31 protein-coding genes are annotated in these 19,050 nt (G+C 66.3%); all 31 read right to left on the bottom strand.

The genetic code is table 11. The features are described 5' to 3' along the window. Nucleotides 1-107: 107 nt before the first annotated feature. The gene (gene rpsM, locus ACQEUU_RS07480; RefSeq protein WP_148036797.1) at nt 108-488 is read right to left on the bottom strand and encodes a 30S ribosomal protein S13; all 381 of its coding nucleotides are present in this window, start codon (nt 486-488) and stop codon (nt 108-110) included. A gap of 217 nt (nt 489-705) precedes the next feature. Further along, the gene (rpmJ, locus tag ACQEUU_RS07475) at nt 706-819 is read right to left on the bottom strand and encodes a 50S ribosomal protein L36 (RefSeq protein WP_003956441.1); all 114 of its coding nucleotides are present in this window, start codon (nt 817-819) and stop codon (nt 706-708) included. Nucleotides 820-842: 23 nt separating this feature from the next. Beyond that, entirely contained in the window at nt 843-1,064 is a 222-nt protein-coding gene (infA, locus tag ACQEUU_RS07470) for a translation initiation factor IF-1 (RefSeq protein WP_012887858.1), read from the bottom strand. A gap of 318 nt (nt 1,065-1,382) precedes the next feature. Continuing rightward, on the bottom strand, nt 1,383-1,793 hold the full coding sequence (locus ACQEUU_RS07465) for a hypothetical protein (RefSeq protein ID WP_433062069.1): 411 nt from the start codon (nt 1,791-1,793) through the stop codon (nt 1,383-1,385). Between the two features lie 110 nt (nt 1,794-1,903). Further along, the gene (locus ACQEUU_RS07460) at nt 1,904-2,311 is read right to left on the bottom strand and encodes a DUF1707 SHOCT-like domain-containing protein (protein WP_433062067.1); all 408 of its coding nucleotides are present in this window, start codon (nt 2,309-2,311) and stop codon (nt 1,904-1,906) included. Between the two features lie 42 nt (nt 2,312-2,353). Beyond that, nucleotides 2,354-3,157 (bottom strand): type I methionyl aminopeptidase, encoded by an 804-nt coding sequence (map, locus tag ACQEUU_RS07455; protein WP_433062064.1) that lies wholly within the window; start codon nt 3,155-3,157, stop codon nt 2,354-2,356. 109 nt (nt 3,158-3,266) lie between these two features. After that, a complete protein-coding gene (locus ACQEUU_RS07450) occupies nt 3,267-3,917 on the bottom strand; it encodes an adenylate kinase (RefSeq protein ID WP_270155265.1) in 651 nt (216 codons plus the stop codon). Beyond that, on the bottom strand, nt 3,917-5,227 hold the full coding sequence (gene secY / locus ACQEUU_RS07445) for a preprotein translocase subunit SecY (RefSeq protein ID WP_433062060.1): 1,311 nt from the start codon (nt 5,225-5,227) through the stop codon (nt 3,917-3,919). Before secY ends, ACQEUU_RS07450 begins: the two co-directional genes overlap by 1 nt. Nucleotides 5,228-5,395: 168 nt before the next feature. Then, nucleotides 5,396-5,851 carry a 50S ribosomal protein L15 gene (gene rplO, locus ACQEUU_RS07440; RefSeq protein WP_270155263.1) on the bottom strand — a complete coding sequence of 152 codons (456 nt, stop codon included), beginning with the start codon at nt 5,849-5,851 and terminating at the stop codon, nt 5,396-5,398. Between the two features lie 2 nt (nt 5,852-5,853). Continuing rightward, on the bottom strand, nt 5,854-6,036 hold the full coding sequence (gene rpmD, locus ACQEUU_RS07435; protein WP_049572666.1) for a 50S ribosomal protein L30: 183 nt from the start codon (nt 6,034-6,036) through the stop codon (nt 5,854-5,856). Between the two features lie 2 nt (nt 6,037-6,038). Beyond that, the gene (gene rpsE, locus ACQEUU_RS07430) at nt 6,039-6,668 is read right to left on the bottom strand and encodes a 30S ribosomal protein S5 (RefSeq protein WP_270155262.1); all 630 of its coding nucleotides are present in this window, start codon (nt 6,666-6,668) and stop codon (nt 6,039-6,041) included. A 25-nt stretch (nt 6,669-6,693) separates the two neighbouring features. Continuing rightward, nucleotides 6,694-7,077 (bottom strand): 50S ribosomal protein L18, encoded by a 384-nt coding sequence (gene rplR, locus ACQEUU_RS07425; protein ID WP_433062056.1) that lies wholly within the window; start codon nt 7,075-7,077, stop codon nt 6,694-6,696. Nucleotides 7,078-7,079: 2 nt separating this feature from the next. Then, complete coding sequence (gene rplF / locus ACQEUU_RS07420; RefSeq protein ID WP_433062053.1) at nt 7,080-7,622, bottom strand: 50S ribosomal protein L6; 543 nt, start codon at nt 7,620-7,622, stop codon at nt 7,080-7,082. A gap of 16 nt (nt 7,623-7,638) precedes the next feature. Further along, nucleotides 7,639-8,037 carry a 30S ribosomal protein S8 gene (rpsH, locus tag ACQEUU_RS07415; RefSeq protein ID WP_148036788.1) on the bottom strand — a complete coding sequence of 133 codons (399 nt, stop codon included), beginning with the start codon at nt 8,035-8,037 and terminating at the stop codon, nt 7,639-7,641. Nucleotides 8,038-8,221: 184 nt separating this feature from the next. Beyond that, nucleotides 8,222-8,407, bottom strand: a complete 186-nt coding sequence (locus ACQEUU_RS07410; protein ID WP_195901251.1) for a type Z 30S ribosomal protein S14 — start codon at nt 8,405-8,407, stop codon at nt 8,222-8,224. Nucleotides 8,408-8,411: 4 nt separating this feature from the next. Beyond that, nucleotides 8,412-8,987: a 50S ribosomal protein L5 gene (gene rplE, locus ACQEUU_RS07405; protein WP_270155258.1), complete on the bottom strand. Its 576-nt coding sequence runs from the start codon at nt 8,985-8,987 to the stop codon at nt 8,412-8,414. Continuing rightward, on the bottom strand, nt 8,987-9,298 hold the full coding sequence (gene rplX / locus ACQEUU_RS07400; protein ID WP_433071764.1) for a 50S ribosomal protein L24: 312 nt from the start codon (nt 9,296-9,298) through the stop codon (nt 8,987-8,989). Before rplX ends, rplE begins: the two co-directional genes overlap by 1 nt. Nucleotides 9,299-9,306: 8 nt before the next feature. Next, nucleotides 9,307-9,678 carry a 50S ribosomal protein L14 gene (gene rplN / locus ACQEUU_RS07395; RefSeq protein ID WP_270155256.1) on the bottom strand — a complete coding sequence of 124 codons (372 nt, stop codon included), beginning with the start codon at nt 9,676-9,678 and terminating at the stop codon, nt 9,307-9,309. Between the two features lie 263 nt (nt 9,679-9,941). After that, nucleotides 9,942-10,229 (bottom strand): 30S ribosomal protein S17, encoded by a 288-nt coding sequence (gene rpsQ / locus ACQEUU_RS07390; protein ID WP_433062049.1) that lies wholly within the window; start codon nt 10,227-10,229, stop codon nt 9,942-9,944. Then, nucleotides 10,222-10,458, bottom strand: a complete 237-nt coding sequence (rpmC, locus tag ACQEUU_RS07385) for a 50S ribosomal protein L29 (RefSeq protein ID WP_080047279.1) — start codon at nt 10,456-10,458, stop codon at nt 10,222-10,224. The genes rpsQ and rpmC overlap by 8 nt, the downstream gene beginning before the upstream one ends. After that, entirely contained in the window at nt 10,458-10,877 is a 420-nt protein-coding gene (rplP, locus tag ACQEUU_RS07380; protein WP_270155254.1) for a 50S ribosomal protein L16, read from the bottom strand. The genes rpmC and rplP overlap by 1 nt, the downstream gene beginning before the upstream one ends. Nucleotides 10,878-10,879: 2 nt before the next feature. Beyond that, nucleotides 10,880-11,722, bottom strand: coding sequence for a 30S ribosomal protein S3 (gene rpsC, locus ACQEUU_RS07375; RefSeq protein ID WP_433062046.1), 843 nt, complete (start codon nt 11,720-11,722; stop codon nt 10,880-10,882). Continuing rightward, nucleotides 11,722-12,075: a 50S ribosomal protein L22 gene (rplV, locus tag ACQEUU_RS07370; protein WP_020542306.1), complete on the bottom strand. Its 354-nt coding sequence runs from the start codon at nt 12,073-12,075 to the stop codon at nt 11,722-11,724. Before rplV ends, rpsC begins: the two co-directional genes overlap by 1 nt. 29 nt (nt 12,076-12,104) lie before the next feature. Next, nucleotides 12,105-12,383, bottom strand: coding sequence for a 30S ribosomal protein S19 (gene rpsS / locus ACQEUU_RS07365; RefSeq protein ID WP_030451498.1), 279 nt, complete (start codon nt 12,381-12,383; stop codon nt 12,105-12,107). A gap of 11 nt (nt 12,384-12,394) precedes the next feature. Beyond that, on the bottom strand, nt 12,395-13,228 hold the full coding sequence (rplB, locus tag ACQEUU_RS07360) for a 50S ribosomal protein L2 (protein WP_270158953.1): 834 nt from the start codon (nt 13,226-13,228) through the stop codon (nt 12,395-12,397). Nucleotides 13,229-13,461: 233 nt separating this feature from the next. Next, nucleotides 13,462-13,806 carry a 50S ribosomal protein L23 gene (gene rplW / locus ACQEUU_RS07355; protein WP_433062043.1) on the bottom strand — a complete coding sequence of 115 codons (345 nt, stop codon included), beginning with the start codon at nt 13,804-13,806 and terminating at the stop codon, nt 13,462-13,464. Next, entirely contained in the window at nt 13,806-14,462 is a 657-nt protein-coding gene (rplD, locus tag ACQEUU_RS07350; protein ID WP_433062040.1) for a 50S ribosomal protein L4, read from the bottom strand. The genes rplW and rplD overlap by 1 nt, the downstream gene beginning before the upstream one ends. Further along, nucleotides 14,459-15,112 carry a 50S ribosomal protein L3 gene (rplC, locus tag ACQEUU_RS07345; RefSeq protein ID WP_393398086.1) on the bottom strand — a complete coding sequence of 218 codons (654 nt, stop codon included), beginning with the start codon at nt 15,110-15,112 and terminating at the stop codon, nt 14,459-14,461. The genes rplD and rplC overlap by 4 nt, the downstream gene beginning before the upstream one ends. A 14-nt stretch (nt 15,113-15,126) precedes the next feature. Next, nucleotides 15,127-15,435: a 30S ribosomal protein S10 gene (gene rpsJ / locus ACQEUU_RS07340; protein ID WP_030912931.1), complete on the bottom strand. Its 309-nt coding sequence runs from the start codon at nt 15,433-15,435 to the stop codon at nt 15,127-15,129. Nucleotides 15,436-15,696: 261 nt separating this feature from the next. Next, nucleotides 15,697-16,890 (bottom strand): elongation factor Tu, encoded by a 1,194-nt coding sequence (gene tuf / locus ACQEUU_RS07335; RefSeq protein WP_270158950.1) that lies wholly within the window; start codon nt 16,888-16,890, stop codon nt 15,697-15,699. 110 nt (nt 16,891-17,000) lie between these two features. Further along, a complete protein-coding gene (gene fusA, locus ACQEUU_RS07330; protein ID WP_433071762.1) occupies nt 17,001-19,049 on the bottom strand; it encodes an elongation factor G in 2,049 nt (682 codons plus the stop codon). Nucleotide 19,050: the final 1 nt, after the last annotated feature.

Below are 19,050 nucleotides of genomic sequence, written 5' to 3'. Positions count from 1 at the left end.
CTGAGGTCTTCGGTCCGCGGCTGTGCTGAATGGTCGCGCTTACTCGGCCCTCGCTGGTCACGCGAGCTACCGCTCCCGGGCCTGACCGTTCGCGCTCCGGTGGACTACTACTTCTTGCCGGGCTTCTTCTTGCCGGCCACGGTCTTCTTCTTGCCCTTGCGGGTGCGCGCGTTGGTCTGCGTGCGCTGGCCGTGGACGGGGAGGCCCTTGCGGTGCCGGATGCCCTGGTAGCAACCGATCTCGATCTTGCGTCGGATGTCGGCCTGGACCTCGCGGCGCAGGTCACCCTCGATCTTGAAGTTCGCCTCGATGTAGTCACGCATCGGGACGAGCTCTTGGTCGGAGAGCTGGTGCACGCGGAGGTCGGGGCTCACACCGGTCGCCTGGAGGATCTCCTGGGCGCGGGTGCGGCCGATGCCGTAGATGTAGGTGAGAGCGATCTCCAGCCGCTTGTCGCGGGGGAGGTCGACGCCAACCAGGCGAGCCATGGTGGGCATTCTCCTTCGTTGTGGCGGAGGTCTTGCGCGCCACCTCCCCTCCCCATGCCCGGGGTGAGGGCCCCGGCCTCCGACCGGGGGTCTCCCGAGTGGTCCAGGTCTCTGATGAGGCCTGCCTGCTCGGGTGTGACACGCGCTTACGAAGCAGACTTCTCATGCGTCGAGCCCGCACCCTGATCGGGGCGGACTCGGAGAAGCCTTGCGGCGACTAGCCCTGGCGCTGCTTGTGGCGCAGGTTGTCGCAGATCACCATGACGCGACCGTGCCGGCGAATCACCTTGCACTTGTCGCAGATCTTCTTGACGCTCGGCTTTACCTTCATAGTCCTTTATGTCCTCAGACGTCTTACTTGTATCGGTAGACGATCCGCCCACGACTGAGGTCATAGGGGCTCAGTTCCACGACTACCCGGTCGTCCGGCAGAATCCGGATGTAGTGCATCCGCATCCGTCCGCTGATGTGGGCCAGGACCTTATGGCCGTTGTCGAGCTGCACCCGGAACATGGCGTTCGGGAGCGACTCAACCACAGTGCCCTCGATCTCGATGGCGCCGTCTTTCTTGGCCAAAATCCCTCGCGTTTCACTGATCGATCGTCTGAGGCTCCGGTTCACTAAGCAGCCGCGACCTCACGCTCCGGAGAGAGCGGCGACCGGCAAGGGGCGCCGACGCGTGATAGTCATAGTGAGCCGACTAAGGAGTGTACGACACCATGGCGGAAAACGCGAAACGCGTGCCAGGTGTCCTGACACAACCACGCCCCAGTCTACCCGAACCGTTCCCCGTCTCGGACCATCTCCGCCGCGTCCCGCCCCGCGCATCAGCTCTCACGCGTCAAGAAGGCCCGCCGGGGAGCGGCGGGCCTTCCTGGTGCGGGGAATGGGCTGCTAGTAGATGCGGTGCACCGAGCCGCAGTACTTGGTGGCGCCGCCCCAGCAGGTGTAGGTGTACAGCTTCTTGATGTTCGACTTGCTCCAGGTGTGGCCGGTCGAACCGTTCCAGCGGTAGAAGTGCTTGCCGGTCCTGCCGTTCTTGTACTCGTACCGGAACCAGACGTAGCCGTGCTTGGAGGTGAACTCCTTGCCGTACCACTTCGTGTGGACCTTGCCCTTGAAGGACCAGGTCTTCCCGTAGGCGTAGGCCTTCTTGTTGCTGGAGTAGTACTTCCCCCAGGTGCCGGCGGTGGCCGACGCCTGGGTGGCGGCCGGGGCGGCGGACGCCTGGGCGGCGGGGGCGAGCGCGAGACCGGTGACGGTCATCGAACCGGCGAGGGCTGCGGCTGCAATGATCTTGCGCATTTCGGTTCCTCCGTGAGTCGTGTTCTCGACACCGCTCACGTTAGGAAGCCACGCGATTTCCATCTGTGGACGAATACGCACAGTGCACTAGTGCACAGATACCGGGCCCTTCACTCCTCTTTCCCGCTTCTCCCGAAAATGGTGCTGACCAGCAGAATGGCCCCCCAGGGGCCCATCACCCAGAGCGGCCACGGATAGGCGAAGTCATCGGAGGCGAGGCTGACGATGAACCAGACGACCCAGTTGATCGCGCTGGCCGCCGCCCACGCGCTCCAGGCCGCCATCATCCCGGGGTGCATGCCGCGCTTGGCGACCGGCTGCGGGGAGATCTTGGCGGGGCGGTTGCGCAGGTCGACGTCCGGCAGGTCCGCGGTGAGCCTGGCCAGCTCACCATAGGTCCTGCTCCTGTAGAGCTGTTCGAGCCGCTCGTTGAACTCGTCCATGGTGATGCGGCCTTCGGCGGTGTGTTCACGCAGCACGGCGGCCACCTGATCACGATCGACGTCGGAAGCACGCATCTCGGGACTCTGCGCCATACCCACCCACTCCCGGACTCGCGGCTAAGACTGCGATAGGCGCTCTTTGCCCCCATCTAGGGCAGTTAGCACCCAAGGACCATTATGTGTTACCGCGACGCTGTGTTCGAAGTGTGCGGACGGTTTCCCGTCCACCGTCACCACGGTCCAGTCGTCGGCCAGCACCCGCGTCCGCTCCGACCCGAGGTTGACCATGGGCTCGATGGCCAGGCACATGCCCGCCTCCAGGACGGGGCCGCGCCCGGGCTTGCCGTGGTTGGCGATCCACGGGTCCATGTGCATCTCGGTGCCGATGCCGTGACCGCCGTACTCGGGCGGGATGCCGAACCTGCCCTGGGACTTGACGTAGCGCTCGATCGCGTGGCCGATGTCGGAGAGGTGGCGGCCGGGCTTCAACGCCCTGATGCCGGCCCACATCGCCTCCTCGGTGATCCGGATCAGCTCCAGCAGCTTCGGATCCGCCTCACCCACCGCGACCGTCACGGCGGAGTCGCCGTGCCAGCCGTCCAGGATGGCGCCGCAGTCGATCGCGATGATGTCGCCCTCGCGCAGCTTGCGCGCGGCCGTGGGGATCCCGTGGACCACCTCGTTGTTCACCGAGGCGCAGATCGAGGCGGGAAAGCCCTGGTAGCCCTTGAAGGACGGGATCGCGCCCTCGTCCCTGATCGCCTTCTCCGCGATCACGTCGAGGTCGAGCGGCGTGATGCCGGGCTCGACGGCCCGCTTCAGCAGATCGAGCGTGCGCCCCACCACCAGGCCCGCGGCGCGCATCTTCTCCAGCTGCTCAGGCGACTTGATCTGGATTCCATGCTTGTTTCTTTTGAACACGTACGGCACCCCCAAGGGCTTCAACGGGCAACATCGGAGCCCAATTCCCCCACAATAACCGCGAGGTGGCACGGATTTCCGTGCCACCTCCGCGAACAGCCTCGGGAACTCACCCCAGGAACGGACGGATCGCGTCCATGGCCCGCTGGGTGACCTCCTCCACCGGCCCCGTGGCGTCCACGCCGACCAGGGTTCCCTCGTCGGCGTAGTAGGAGATCAGGGGTGCCGTCTGCTCCTGGTAGACCTCCAGGCGGTGCCTGACGGTCTCCTCCTTGTCGTCGTCACGCTGGAACAGCGTGCCGTCGCAGGCGTCGCACCGGTCGTCCTGCTTGTCGTCGAACTCCACGTGCCAGATGCGCCCGCACTGGCTGCACGTACGCCGTCCCGCCAGGCGCCTGACCACCTCGTCGTCGTCGACCACGAGCTCCAGCACGAGATCGAGCCCCTGGCCCCAGTCGGCGAGCATCTTCTTGAGGATCTCGGCCTGGGGCACGTTGCGGGGGAAGCCGTCGAGCAGGAAACCGTCCTGCGCGTCGTCCTCCGAGAGGCGGTCACGGACCATGGCGATGGTCACCTGGTCAGGCACCAGGTCACCGCGGTCCATGTAGGTCTTGGCGAGCTTGCCTAGCTCCGTGCCCCCGGAGACGTTGGCACGGAAAATGTCACCTGTCGAGATCTTCGGGATGGACAGGTTCGATGCTATGTACTGGGCCTGGGTCCCTTTACCCGCTCCAGGGGGCCCGACGAGAACGAGACGCACTACCGCAGGAAGCCTTCGTAGTTACGCTGCTGCAGCTGGCTCTCGATTTGCTTGACCGTGTCCAGGCCGACACCAACCATGATCAGAATGCTCGTCCCTCCGAACGGGAAGTTCTGGCTCGCACCGGCCACCGCGAGCGCGACGATCGGGACCATGGAGATCAGACCCAGATAGAGCGCACCGGGCGTGGTCAGGCGGGTGAGCACGAAGTTGAGGTACTCAGCCGTCGGCCGGCCCGGACGGATGCCCGGAATGAACCCACCGTACTTCTTCATGTTGTCGGACACTTCAGTGGGGTTGAAGGTGATGGACACGTAGAAGTAGGTGAAGAAGACGATCAGGAGGAAGAACGTCGCCATGTAGATCGGCGTGTCACCGGTCGCGAGGTTCTGCGAGATCCACTGGATGACCGCGTTGGGGTTCTCGGCGTTCGCGAACAGCGAGGTGATCAGCTGCGGCAGGTAGAGCAGCGACGAGGCGAAGATGACCGGGATGATGCCGGCCTGGTTGACCTTCAGCGGGATGTAGGTCGACGTGCCGCCGTACATCCGGCGTCCGACCATCCGCTTGGCGTACTGCACCGGGATCCGGCGCTGCGCCTGCTCGACGAAGACCACGGCGGCCACGAGGAACACGCCGACCACGAGCACGGCCGCGAAGGTGAACTTGTTCGCCTGGAAGATGTTGGCCATCTCGGACGGGAAGATCGACACGACCGAGGTGAAGATCAGGATCGACATGCCGTTGCCGACACCGCGATCCGTGATGAGCTCGCCCAGCCACATGATCACAGAGGTACCCGCGGTCATGATGATGACCATGGTCACGATCTGGAAGATGTTGTCGGGGTCGAGCAGCACGTTCTGCTGACAGTTCGGGAACAGCTGCCCGGACCGGGCCAGGGCGATGAACGCGGTCGACTGGAGGACGCCGAGTGCGATGGTCAGGTAACGCGTGTACTGCGTGATCTTGGCCTGACCGGACTGGCCCTCCTTCTTGAGCGCTTCGAGTCGCGGGATGACGACGACCAGCAGCTGAAGGATGATGCTCGCGGTGATGTAGGGCATGATGCCCAGCGCGAACACTGAAAGTTTCAGAAGGGCGCCGCCGCTGAACAGCTGCACCATTCCGTAGACGTTTCCGTTGGCGCCTTCACGGGCCTGGTCGAAGCAGGCCGCCAGATTCTGAACGTGAACGCCCGGAGTCGGAAGAACCGAGCCGAGACGGAACAGCGCGATGATGCCCAGGGTGAAGAGCAACTTCTTGCGCAGGTCCGGCGTCCGGAACGCCCGGGTAAACGCGGTCAGCACGGTCCCTCCTGCGCGCCTATGAGGCGATGTGAGTATGCGATGGTGCGGGGATCTGCCATCTGAGTCTCAGGTCAAATCGAGCAGGACAGAATCCTGCCGTCTCGCGAACTCTAACGCACTACGTGCGTGGGGGCCCATTGTCAGAGCCCCCACGCGCCGTAATTGCTCTTACAGCTCGGTCACGGAACCGCCGGCGGCGGCGATCTTCTCCTTCGCGGCGTTCGAGAAGGCATGCGCCTGCACGTTCACCGCGACCGAGATCTCCCCGGTGCCCAGGACCTTGACCGGCTGGTTCTTGCGGACAGCGCCCTTGGCGACCAGCGCCTCGACGGTGACGTCGCCACCGTCGGGGAACAGCTCGCCGAGCCTGTCGAGGTTGACGACCTGGTAGGTCGTCTTGAACAGGGCGTTGGAGAAGCCCTTGAGCTTCGGCAGACGCCTCTGCAGCGGCACCTGACCACCCTCGAAGCCGAGGGGGACGGTCGTCCGGGCGTGGCTGCCCTTGGTGCCGCGACCGGCGGTCTTGCCCTTCGACGCCTCGCCGCGACCCTTGCGGATCTTCGGCTTGTTGGCGCCGGGGGCCGGACGCAGGTCGTGAATCTTCAGCGGAGCCTTGTCAGTCATGACTAGTCGACCTCTTCCACCACGACGAGGTGCGTCACCACGGAGACCATCCCGCGAATCTCGGGGCGGTCCTCCTTGACGACGACGTCGCCGATTCGCTTCAGGCCAAGCGAGCGCAGCGAGTCACGCTGGTTCTGCTTGCCACCGATCTTCGAGCGAACCTGAGTGATCTTCAGGCGTGCCACGACTAGCTCACCGCCTTAGCGGCCGCGGCCTCGGCGATGCCCTCGCGCTGGGCCTTGAGCATCCGGGCCGGAGCCACGTCCTCGATCGGCAGGCCACGGCGGGCGGCGATCTCCTCGGGCCGGGAGAGGCCCTTCAGAGCCGCCACGGTGGCGTGCACGATGTTGATCGGGTTGTCGGAGCCGAGCGACTTCGACAGCACGTCGTGGATGCCGGCCGCCTCCAGGACCGCGCGCACCGGGCCGCCGGCGATGACGCCGGTACCGGCGGACGCCGGACGCAGGAAGACGACACCGGCCGCCTCCTCGCCCTGCACGGTGTGCGGGATCGTGCCCTGGATCCGGGGCACCTTGAAGAAGTGCTTCTTCGCCTCTTCGACGCCCTTGGCGATGGCGGCCGGGACTTCCTTGGCCTTGCCATAGCCGACGCCGACCAGGCCGTTGCCGTCACCGACGACGACGAGGGCGGTGAAGCTGAAGCGACGACCACCCTTCACGACCTTGGCCACTCGGTTGATCTTCACTACGCGCTCGATGTACGAGACGCCCTTGTCGGCGGCGCCACCGCGGCGATCGTCACGACGGTCCCGCCGCTCGCCACCGGTGCCGCCACCGCGACGCGGAGCTGCAGCCATCAGTGGTTCCTCTTCTCAGTTGCCATCAGAACTCGAGCCCGCCTTCGCGGGCGCTGTCCGCCAGAGCCGCGATGCGGCCGGCGTAGCGGTTGCCACCGCGGTCGAACACGACAGCGGTGATCCCGGCTTCCTTGGCCCGCTGAGCGAGGAGCTCGCCGACCTTCTTGGCCTTCTCGGTCTTGTCCGCCTCCAGCGCGCGCAGCGAGGGGTCCATGGTGGACGCGCTCACCAGCGTGTGGCCGACCGTGTCGTCCACGATCTGGACGAACATGTGGCGGGTCGAGCGGTTGACGACCAGGCGCGGACGCTGGGCCGTACCGACGACCTGCTTGCGGACGCGGCGGTGACGGCGGGCCCGCGAGACGGTGCGGGCAGCCGTGTGCTTGCCGAACGCAGTCTTCGGAGCCATGCCTACTTACCAGCCTTTCCGACCTTGCGGCGGATCTGTTCGCCCTGGTAGCGCACGCCCTTGCCCTTGTACGGGTCGGGCTTGCGCAGCTTGCGGATGTTGGCGGCGACCTCGCCGACCTTCTGCTTGTCGATGCCGTCCACGTGGAACAGGGTCGGCTTCTCGACGCGGAAGGTGACGCCCTCGGGGGCGTTCACGATGACCGGGTGGCTGAAGCCCAGCGAGAACTCCAGCTGCGTCGGGCCCTTGGCCTGGACGCGGTAACCGACGCCGACGATCTCCAGGGACTTGGAGTAGCCCTGCGTGACGCCCTGCACCATGTTGGCGATCAGCGTCCGCGACAGCCCGTGCAGCGCGCGGACCTTGTTCTCGTCGCTGGGGCGCGTGACCTCGATGGCGCCGTCGTCGTCGCGACCCACCTTGATGGGCTCGGCGATCTTGTGAGTGAGCGTGCCCTTCGGGCCCTTGACCTGGACATCCTGGCCGTCGATCGTGATGTCTACGCCACTGGGCACAGGGATGGGCAGCCGTCCGATACGTGACATGCTGTGTTCCTCCCCTCTACCAGACGTAGGCGAGGACTTCCCCGCCCACACCACGCTTGCCGGCCTGCTTGTCAGTCATGAGACCGTGGGACGTCGAGATGATCGCGACGCCCAGTCCGCCCAGGACTCGAGGCAGGTTGTCCTTCTTCGCATAGACCCGCAGACCGGGCTTGGAAACCCGGCGCAGGCCCGCCAGCGAACGCTCACGGCTCGGCCCGAACTTGAGCTCCACCACGAGGTTCTTGCCGACCTTGGCGTCTTCGACGCTCCAGGCCTGGATGTAGCCCTCCTGCTGGAGGATCTCGGCGATGTGCGCCTTGATCTTCGAGTACGGCATCGACACGCTGTCGTGGTACGCCGAGTTCGCATTACGCAGACGCGTGAGCATGTCTGCGATCGGGTCGGTCATCGTCATGGCCAGTGGCCTTCCTCGCCGCGGTTTCCAGTCGGCCGAGTGTCAGTGGAGTGCACTGCTCTGCCGGTGGACCTTCGGCGCGGTCATGGGAGCTCTCGGCGAGAGCCCCGGGTTTGAGATTTACAGATATGTACGGCGGGCGATCACCCGGTGGGGGACGACGAACGCCATCCCCCAAGGGTAACTACCAGCTGGACTTGGTGATGCCAGGCAGCTCGCCCCGGTGCGCCATCTCGCGGAAGCACACGCGGCACAGGCCGAACTTCCTGTAGACGGCGCGCGGGCGCCCGCAGCGCGAGCAGCGGGTGTAGGCGCGCACATCGAACTTCTGCTTGCGCCCCGCCTTGGCGATCAGCGACTTCTTCGCCATTGGATCAGGCCTCCTTGAAGGGGAAGCCGAGAAGCTTGAGCAGCGCCCGGCCCTGGTCGTCGTTCTTCGCGGTGGTCACGATCGTGATGTCCATGCCCCGCGGCCGGTCCACCTTGTCCTGGTCGACCTCGTGGAACATGACCTGCTCGGTCAGGCCGAACGTGTAGTTGCCGTTGCCGTCGAACTGCTTCGGCGACAGGCCGCGGAAGTCCCGGATCCGGGGCAGGGCCAGCGCCAGCAGCCGGTCGAGGAACTCCCACATGCGGTCACCGCGGAGCGTGACGTGCGCGCCGATCGGCATGCCCTCGCGCAGCTTGAACTGGGCGATGGACTTGCGGGCCCGGACGACCGCCGGCTTCTGGCCGGTGATCACGGTCAGGTCGCGGACGGCGCCCTCGATCAGCTTCGAGTCGCGGGCCGCCTCGCCGACACCCATGTTGACCTTGATCTTCACCAGGCCGGGGATCTGCATGACGTTCTCGATGCCGAACTCCTCGCGAAGCTTGGCCGCGATCTCCTCGCGGTACTTCGTCTTGAGGCGCGGCGTCGGACGCTCGGTCTCAGTGGTCGTAGCAGTCATCAGCTGTCCTCACCCGTCTCGTCGGCCTTGTCAGCCTTCTTGTCGGCGGGCTTGTCGGCGGCCTTGTCCTTGGCGCTGTCTTCCTTGAGCTTCTTCACGTTGCTCACGTGAATGGGAGCCTCCATGGTCTGCACGCCGCCCGTCTTGGCGCCACGCGGACCCTGGTTGGTCTCCTTGGTGTGCTTCTTGATCATGTTGACGCCCTCGACCACCACGCGGTCCCGGCTCGGCAGCGTGGCGATGACCCGGCCCTTGGCGCCCTTGTCCTTGCCGGCGATGACGGTGACGAGGTCACCCTTCTTCACATGCAGCTTCGGCATTACAGCACCTCCGGAGCGAGCGAGATGATGCGCATGAACTTCTTGTCGCGCAGCTCACGGCCGACCGGGCCGAAGATACGGGTGCCCCGAGGGTCACCGCTGTCCTTGATGATGACGGCGGCGTTCTCGTCGAAGCGGATGTAGGAGCCGTCGGGCCGGCGGCGCTCCTTGGCGGTGCGGACGATGACGGCCTTGACGACATCGCCCTTCTTGACGCCCGTGCTGCCGGGCAGGGCGTCCTTGACAGTGGCGACGATGATGTCGCCGATACCGGCGTAGCGTCGGCCCGAGCCGCCGAGCACACGGATGCAGAGAATCTCCTTGGCACCCGTGTTGTCGGCGACCTTGAGCCGCGACTCCTGCTGGATCACGTTGACTCCTGTTAGTCGCGCCGGTTCTCACGGCGGAAGCGCGCTTCCCCGTGAGCCTGGCGGAACCCGATATGGTCTTGGTCCCCCGGCCACACACCCGCAGGAGGCTCCGTCCCGGACTCCCGGGCCCGAAGGCCCGGCAAGCCCGGAGGACTCGCCTCCTGGGGCCGCACCGCAGGCGACGCGAGGCCTGACGGCCCCGCGTCCTTGGACGCCGTCATGGGGGTGTGACCCCCCACGAGGCGCGGTATATCCGAGAAAACCTACTTGGCCTTCTCGAGGATCTCCACGACCCTCCACCGCTTGGTGGCGGAGAGGGGGCGGGTCTCCATCAGAAGCACACGGTCGCCCACGCCGCAGGCGTTGGACTCGTCGTGCGCCTTGTACTTGGTCGTACGGCGGATGACCTTGCCGTACAGCCGGTGCTTGACCCGGTCCTCGACGGCGACGACGACGGTCTTGTCCATCTTGTCGCTCACGACCAGGCCCTCGCGAACCTTGCGGAAGTTCCGCTGCTCGTTCGCCGTCTCGGTGGTCTCGGTCTCAGCCATCGCTCGTCTCCTTCTCGACCGTGACGATGCCGAGCTCACGCTCGCGCATCACGGTGTAGATACGGGCGATCTCGCGGCGGACGGCGCGCAGCCGCCCGTGGCTCTCCAACTGACCGGTCGCCGCCTGGAAGCGGAGGTTGAACAGCTCCTCCTTCGCCTCCTTCAGCTTCTGGACCAGGGTGTCCTGGTCCTCCACCCGCAGCTCTCCGGCGGTCAGGCCCTTAGCCATCACGCCTCACCCACTTCACGCTTAACAATCTTGCACTTCATGGGCAGCTTGTGGATCGCGCGCTGAAGTGCCTCACGCGCGATCGGCTCCGCCACGCCGGACAGCTCGAACATCACGCGTCCGGGCTTGACGTTGGCGATCCACCACTCGGGCGAACCCTTACCGGAACCCATGCGGGTCTCGGCCGGCTTCTTGGTGAGCGGACGGTCGGGGTAGATGTTGATCCACACCTTCCCACCACGGCGGATGTGACGGGTCATGGCGATACGGGCCGACTCGATCTGGCGGTTGGTCACGTAGGAGTGCTCAATCGCCTGAATGCCGTACTCGCCGAACACGACCCTGGTGCCGCCCTTGGCGGCTCCGCTGCGGTCGGGCCGGTGCTGCTTGCGGTGCTTGACCCTGCGCGGGATCAGCATGGTCAGCTCCCTTCAGCACCCGGCTGCGCGGCCGGGCCGGTCTCGGGGGCGGCCTGCGCGGCCGCCTCAGTCCTGGGGGCGCGGTCGCCACGACCGCCGCCGCGGCGGGCACCACCGGAACGGCGCGGACGGTCGCCACCGCCGCCGCCCCTGCGGTCGTCACGCTCCCGGCGCTGGCCGGCGCGGGCGCCGGCAGCGGCGGCCTCACGCTCGGCGCGGCTGGTCGCCGCCTCACCCTTGTAGATCCACACCTTCACGCCGATCCGGCCGAAGGTGGTACGGGCCTCGTAGAAGCCGTAGTCGATGTCCGCGCGGAGCGTGTGCAGCGGCACCCGGCCCTCGCGGTAGAACTCCGACCTCGACATCTCAGCGCCGCCGAGACGGCCCGAGCACTGCACCCGGATGCCCTTGGCGCCGCTCTTCATGGCCGACTGCATGGCCTTGCGCATGGCACGCCGGAACGAGACGCGGCTGGAGAGCTGCTCGGCCACGCCCTGCGCGACGAGCTGGGCGTCGGTCTCGGGGTTCTTCACCTCGAGGATGTTGAGCTGGACCTGCTTCTTGGTCAGCTTCTCCAGGTCGCCGCGGATGCGGTCGGCCTCCGCGCCGCGGCGGCCGATGACGATGCCCGGACGCGCGGTGTGGATGTCGACCTGGACGCGGTCGGTCGTACGCTCGATCTCCACCTTGGAGATGCCGGCCCGCTCCATGCCCTTCTGCAGCATGCGACGGATCGCCACGTCCTCGGCGACGTACGACTTGTACAGCTTGTCGGCGTACCACCGGCTCTTGAAGTCGGTCGTGATGCCGAGGCGGAACCCGTGCGGGTTAACCTTCTGGCCCACTATCGGGTCCTTCCCTTCGGCTCGCGGGACTCCACGATCACGGTGATGTGGCTCGTCCGCTTGTTGATCCGATAGGCACGACCCTGAGCACGCGGACGGAACCGCTTCAGCGTCGGGCCCTCGTCCACCCAGGCGCGGCTGACGACCAGCGTCTGAGGGTCGAGATCGAAGTTGTGCTCGGCGTTCGCCATCGCGCTCGAGAGCACCTTGTAGATCGGCTCGCTCGCCGACTGGGGAGCGAACTGCAGCACGGCCTGCGCCTCCGAAGCGGGCAGCCCGCGAATAAGGTCCACCACACGGCGGGCCTTCTGGGGCGTGACGCGGACGAACCGCGCCTGAGCCCTGGCTTCCATCGCTTACTCCTCTTACTTCTGAAGGCTGTCTATCGCCGGCTGCGGCGGTCTTCCTTGACGTGGCTGCGGAAGGTCCGCGTCGGGGCGAACTCTCCGAGCTTGTGGCCGATCATCGACTCGGTGACGAACACCGGGACGTGCTTGCGGCCGTCGTGCACGGCGATCGTGTGCCCGAGCATGTCGGGAACGATCATGGAGCGCCGCGACCACGTCTTGATGACGTTCTTGGTGCCCTTCTCGTTCTGCGCGTCCACCTTCTTCTGAAGGTGATCGTCGACGAAGGGACCCTTCTTAAGGCTACGTGGCATTCTGGCTGCTCCTACCGCTTCTTCTTGCTACGCCGGCGAATGATCAGGCGGTCGCTGGCCTTGTTGGGCTGGCGGGTGCGGCCCTCGGGCTTGCCCTTCGGGTTCACCGGGTGGCGACCACCGGAGGTCTTGCCCTCACCACCACCGTGCGGGTGGTCGACCGGGTTCATGGCGACGCCGCGGACGGTCGGGCGCTTGCCCTTCCACCGCATGCGGCCGGCCTTGCCCCAGTTGATGTTGGCCTGCTCGGCGTTGCCGACCTGACCGACCGACGCGCGGCAGCGCACGTCGACCATGCGCATCTCGCCCGAGGGCATACGCAGCGTGGCGTACTGGCCCTCCTTGGCGAGCAGCTGGATCTGCGCGCCCGCGGAGCGGCCGAGCTTGGCGCCGCCGCCCGGACGGAGCTCCACCGCGTGGATGAAGGTACCGGTCGGGATGTTGCGCAGCGGCAGGCAGTTGCCCGGCTTGATGTCGGCCGCGGGGCCGTTCTCGATGCGGTCGCCCTGCTTGAGGCCGGTCGGCGCGATGATGTAGCGCTTCTCGCCGTCGGCGTAGTGCAGCAGTGCGATGTTGGCGGTGCGGTTGGGGTCGTACTCGATGTGAGCGACCTTGGCCGGAATGCCGTCCTTGTCATGCCTACGGAAGTCGATGATCCGGTAGGCGCGCTTGTGACCGCCGCCCTGGTGGCGAGCGGTGACCCGGCCGTGTACGTTGCGGCCGCCCTTGCCGTGAAGGGGTGCAAGCAGCGACTTCTCCGGCGTGCTGCGGGTGATCTCGGAGAAGTCCGAGACACTCGCCCCGCGACGACCGGGAGTCGTCGGCTTGTACTTACGGATGCCCATCTTTTTCGTTCATCCTTCGTCAGAACCCAGTTACAGAACTGGATCTCTCATTCATCTGTCATCCGGCCCCACGCGTCTCCCCTCAAAGCCGCCAGGCTTTGATGAGAAACCGAAGGTTTCGAATGGACGATTCGTGCGCAGCGCCTCGCCTTTGCCGCCGAAGGCGACCCGAGGGGGGCACGCGGGGGGCGTGCCCCCCGCGGGGTTGATCGCCAGGGCGAAGCCCTAGGCGATCAACCGATCTGACCGAAGATGTCGATCCGATCGCCCTCGGCCAAGCTCACGATCGCGCGCTTGGTGTCGGGACGCTTGCCGAAACCGGTCCGGGTCCGCTTGCGCTTGCCCTGCCGGTTGATCGTGTTGACCCCGGTGACCTTGACCCCGAAGATCTTCTCCACCGCGATCTTGATCTGCGTCTTGTTCGCGGTGTTCCGCACCAGGAACGTGTACTTGTTGTTCTCGTCGATCAGCCCGTAGCTCTTCTCGGAGACCACCGGCTTGATGATGACGTCGCGCGGGTCGGTGATCCGCGCCATGGTCGTCTTCTTACGGACGACCGTCTGAGCGGTGTTGTCCATCAGGCGTCTTCCTTCTCAGTGCGAGCGCCCGCAGACAACCGGGCCACGACCTGGTCGTACGCCTCGCGCGTGAAGACCACGGCGTCGTTGCAGAGCACGTCGTAGGTGTTGAGCTGCCCGGAGTCCAGCAGGTGGACCTCCGGCGCGTTGCGCAGGCTCATCCAGGTCAGCTCGTCCGCCTCGTCGACGACGAGCAGCACGGACCTGACCTGGGTGATGGCGCGCAGCGCCTGCAGGGCCGCCCTGGTCTTCGGCGTCTCGCCGCTGACCAGGCCGCTCACCACGTGCACGGCACCTGCGGCCGCCCTGTCGGACAGGGCGCCGCGCAGCGCGGCGGCCTTCATCTTCTTGGGCGTCCGCTGCGAGTAGTCGCGCGGCACCGGGCCGTGGACGACGCCACCGCCGGCGAACTGCGGCGCACGGGTCGAGCCCTGACGGGCGCGGCCGGTGCCCTTCTGCCGGTACGGCTTCTTGCCGCCACCGGAGACCTCACCGCGGGTCTTGGTCTTGTGAGTGCCCTGCCGGCGCGCCGCCTGCTGCGCCACCACGACCTGGTGGATCAGCGGGATGTTGACCTTCGCGCCGAAGATGTCTTCAGGAAGCTCGACGGTGCCGGTCTTGGCGCCGCTCGCGTCGAGCACGTCGATGCTGGTCACTTCGCGGCCCCCTTCTTGGCAGCGGTGCGGACGAGGACCAGGCTGCCGTTGGCGCCGGGAATCGCACCCTTGATCAGGATGAGACCCTTCTCGGCGTCCACGGCGTGAACCTTGAGGCTCTGCACAGTCGTGCGGACGTTGCCCATCCGCCCGGCCATGCGCAGGCCCTTGAATACGCGGCCCGGGGTGGCGCAGCCACCGATGGAACCCGGCGACCTGTGCTTGCGCTGCGTACCGTGCGACGCGCCCAGACCACCGAAGCCGTGCCGCTTCATGACACCGGCGAAGCCCTTGCCCTTGCTCTTGCCCGTCACGTCGACGAACTGGCCGGCTTCGAAGGTGTCGGCCAGCAGCTCCTGGCCGAGCGTGTAGTCGCTCGCGTCGTCGGTGCGGATCTCCGCGAAGTAACGGCGCGGGGTGATGTCGTGCTTACGCAGGTAGTCGCCGAGCGGCTTGTTGACCTTCCGGGGGTCGACCTGCCCGAAGCCGAGCTGGATGGCGGAGTAGCCGTCCTTCTCTGCAGTGCGGACGCGGGTCACCACGCACGGACCGGCCTCGACCACGGTCACCGGTACGAGCCGGTTGTCCGCGTCGAAGACCTGGGTCATGCCGAGCTTCTTGCCCAGGACGCCCTTGATCGTCTTAGCCATGTCAGTGCGTTCCCTCAGAGCTTGATCGAAATGTCGACGCCCGCGGGGAGGTCGAGCCGCATGAGCGAGTCGACGGTCTTGGGCGTCGGGTCGATGATGTCAATCAACCGCTTGTGCGTGCGCATCTCGAAGTGCTCGCGGCTGTCCTTGTACTTGTGCGGCGAGCGGATGACGCAGTACACGTTCTTCTCGGTCGGCAGCGGCACCGGGCCCGCGACCTTCGCGCCAGTCCGCGTCACCGTCTCGACGATCTTCTTGGCCGAAACGTCGATGACCTCGTGGTCATAGGCCTTAAGCCGGATGCGGATCTTCTGTCCCGCCATAGTGGCCTCGGTGTCCTTCGCTGTCGTCAGAAAAAGTATCGTGCGGCTTGTGCCGCTGGTGGGTGCGTGGCCCCACGTGACAGACGCTTTCGATCTGTCTTTTCTTCCGTGATCCGGCAGTGACTTCGGTCCTCGTCCCGAAGTGACTGCTGGATCACGGCTTTCCGTGGCGCCCGGACCGGCCCGCCTCGCGGCGGACCGCCCCGTTCGTGGCACGGCGGCCGGCCCCTTCCGGGGGCCGACCGCCGCCCCGCGGTCGAACTACTTGAGGATCTTCGTGACCCGGCCGGCGCCGACGGTGCGGCCACCCTCACGGATCGCGAACTTGAGGCCTTCCTCCATGGCGATGGGCTGGATCAGCTCAACGCGCATTTCGGTGTTGTCGCCCGGCATGACCATCTCGGTGCCCTCGGGGAGGTTCACCACGCCGGTCACGTCCGTCGTACGGAAGTAGAACTGCGGGCGGTAGTTGTTGAAGAACGGCGTGTGGCGGCCGCCCTCGTCCTTGGACAGGATGTAGACCTGGCCCTCGAACTCGGTGTGCGGGGTGGTCGTGCCCGGCTTGATGATGCACTGGCCGCGCTCGACCTCGTCGCGCTTGATGCCGCGGAGCAGCAGGGCGGCGTTGTCGCCGGCCTCACCGGTGTCGAGCATCTTGTTGAACATCTCGATGCTGGTGACGGTGGTGGTCGTCTTCTCCGGCTTGATGCCGATGATGTCGACCTGCTCGTTGACCTTGACGACACCGCGCTCGATCCGGCCGGTGACGACGGTGCCGCGGCCGGTGATCGAGAACACGTCCTCGACCGGCATGAGGAACGGCTTCTCCGTCTCACGCGGCGGCTCGGGCACGTTCTCGTCGACGGCGTTCATCAGCTCGATGATGCTGTCGGCCCACTTCTCGTCGCCCTCCAGGGCCTTGAGAGCGGAGACGCGCACCACGGGCAGGTCGTCGCCGGGGAACTCCTGCGCGGACAGGAGCTCGCGGACCTCGAGCTCGACGAGCTCCAGGATCTCCTCGTCGTCGACCATGTCGGCCTTGTTGAGGGCCACGACGATGTAGGGAACGCCGACCTGGCGGGCCAGGAGGACGTGCTCCTTCGTCTGCGGCATCGGGCCGTCGGTGGCGGCGACCACGAGGATGGCGCCGTCCATCTGAGCGGCACCGGTGATCATGTTCTTCACGTAGTCGGCGTGACCGGGGCAGTCCACGTGGGCGTAGTGGCGCTTGTCGGTCTGGTACTCGACGTGCGAGATGGAGATCGTGATGCCGCGGGCCTTCTCCTCGGGCGCCTTGTCGATCTTGTCGAACGGCGTAGCCGCGTTGAGCTCGGGGAAACGGTCGTGGAGCACCTTGGTGATCGCCGCGGTCAGCGTGGTCTTACCGTGGTCGATATGCCCAATGGTGCCGATGTTCATGTGCGGCTTTGTCCGCTCGAACTTGGCCTTGCCCACTGGTTCTCTCCTTGAGAATCTGACTGACTTTCGTCTGCACACTCGGGCCCGGGTGTTCCCGAACCCCTAGGCGGCGGGACGGCTCGCACCGTCCCGCCAGGGACCGGGAACTACTCGCCCCGGGCCTTCGCGACGATCTCCTTGGCGATGCCCGGGGGCACCTCCGAGTAGGAGTCGAACTGCATGCTGTAGCTCGCCCGCCCCTGCGTCTTGCTACGCAGGTCACCCACGTAGCCGAACATCTCAGACAGCGGTACGAGCGCCTTGACGACGCGGGCGCCGGCCCGCTCGTCCATCGCCTGGATCTGCCCCCGGCGACCGTTGAGGTCGCCGATGACGTCACCCATGTAGTCCTCGGGCGTGGTGACCTCGACGGCCATCATCGGCTCGAGGAGCACGGCGTCAGCCTTGCGCGCGGCCTCCTTGAAGGCCATCGAGCCGGCGATCTTGAACGCCATCTCCGAGGAGTCGACGTCGTGCGCGGCACCGTCCTGGAGCGTCACCTTCACGCCCACCATCGGGTAGCCGGCCAGCACGCCGAACTCGGCGGCCTCCTGGGCGCCCGCGTCGACCGACGGGATGTACTCCCGCGGCACGCGGCCACCCGTGACCTTGTTCTCGAACTCGTAACCGTCGTTGCCCTCGCCCAGCGGCTCCAGGTCGATGATCACCCGCGCGAACTGACCGGAACCACCGGTCTGCTTCTTGTGGGTGTAGTCGACCTTCTCCACCTTGCGGCGAATGGTCTCACGGTAGGCGACCTGCGGACGACCGACGTTCGCCTCGACCTTGAACTCGCGGCGCATCCGGTCGACGAGGATCTCCAGGTGGAGTTCGCCCATGCCCCAGATGACCGTCTGACCGGTCTCCTCGTCACGGCGGACCTGGAAGGACGGGTCCTCCTCGGCCAGCCGCTGGATCGCGGTCGAGAGCTTCTCCTGGTCGCCCTTGGTCTTGGGCTCGATCGCGACGTTGATGACCGGAGCCGGGAACGTCATGGACTCGAGCACGACCTGCTTGGCCGGGTCGGACAGGGTGTCACCGGTGGTGGTGTCCTTGAGACCCATCACGGCGACGATCTGACCGGCGATCGCCGACGGGCGCTCCTCGCGCTTGTTGGCGTGCATCTGGTAGATCTTGCCGATCCGCTCCTTCTTGCCCTTCACAGAGTTGACGACCTGTGAACCGGCCTCGAGCGTGCCCGAGTAGATGCGGATATAGGTGATCTTGCCCAGGTGCGGGTCGCTGGCGATCTTGAAGGCCAGGGCCGAGAACGGCGCCTGCGGGTCGGGCTGCCGCTCGACCGCGGTGTTCTCGTCGCCGACCGCGTGGCCCTTGATGGCCGGGATGTCGGTCGGCGCCGGGAGGTAGGCGACGATGGCGTCGAGCAGGGGCTGGACGCCCTTGTTCTTGAACGCCGTGCCGCACAGCACCGGGTTGATGGCGCTCGCCAGCGTGGCCCGGCGCAGGGCCGCGACCAGCTGCTCCTCGGTGGGCTCGGTGCCCTCCAGGAAGAGCTCCATCAGCTCGTCGTCGTTCTCGGCGACCGTCTCGATGAGGCGGTCGCGCCACTCACGAGCGGCCTCGACGTGGTCGGCCGGGATGTCGACGACGTCGTACATCTCGCCCTTGGCCGCCTCGGCGCTCCAGAGGAGCCCCTTCATCCGGATGAGGTCGATGACGCCCTTGAAGTCGGCCTCGACGCCCCACGGGAGCTGGACGACGGCCGGCGTGGCCGCCAGCCTGCTGATCATCATGTCGACGCAGCGGTGGAACTCCGCGCCGACGCGGTCCATCTTGTTCACGAAGCAGATGCGGGGGACGTTGTAGCCGTCAGCCTGACGCCACACCGTCTCCGACTGGGGCTCGACACCCGCGACACCGTCGAACACGGCGACAGCGCCGTCGAGGACACGCAGCGACCTCTCCACCTCGATGGTGAAGTCGACGTGGCCCGGGGTGTCGATGATGTTGATCGTGTGACCGTCCCAGATGCAGGTGGTCGCGGCGGACGTGATGGTGATGCCGCGCTCCTGCTCCTGCTCCATCCAGTCCATCGTGGCAGCGCCCTCGTGGACCTCACCGATCTTGTAGTTGATGCCGGTGTAGAACAGGATGCGCTCGGTCGTGGTGGTCTTGCCCGCGTCGATATGGGCCATG

It is taken from the genome of Nonomuraea sp. CA-218870, from assembly GCF_050936535.1.
Taxonomy (GTDB): domain Bacteria; phylum Actinomycetota; class Actinomycetes; order Streptosporangiales; family Streptosporangiaceae; genus Nonomuraea; species Nonomuraea corallina.
This window is presented reverse-complemented; position numbering and strand designations above follow the sequence as displayed.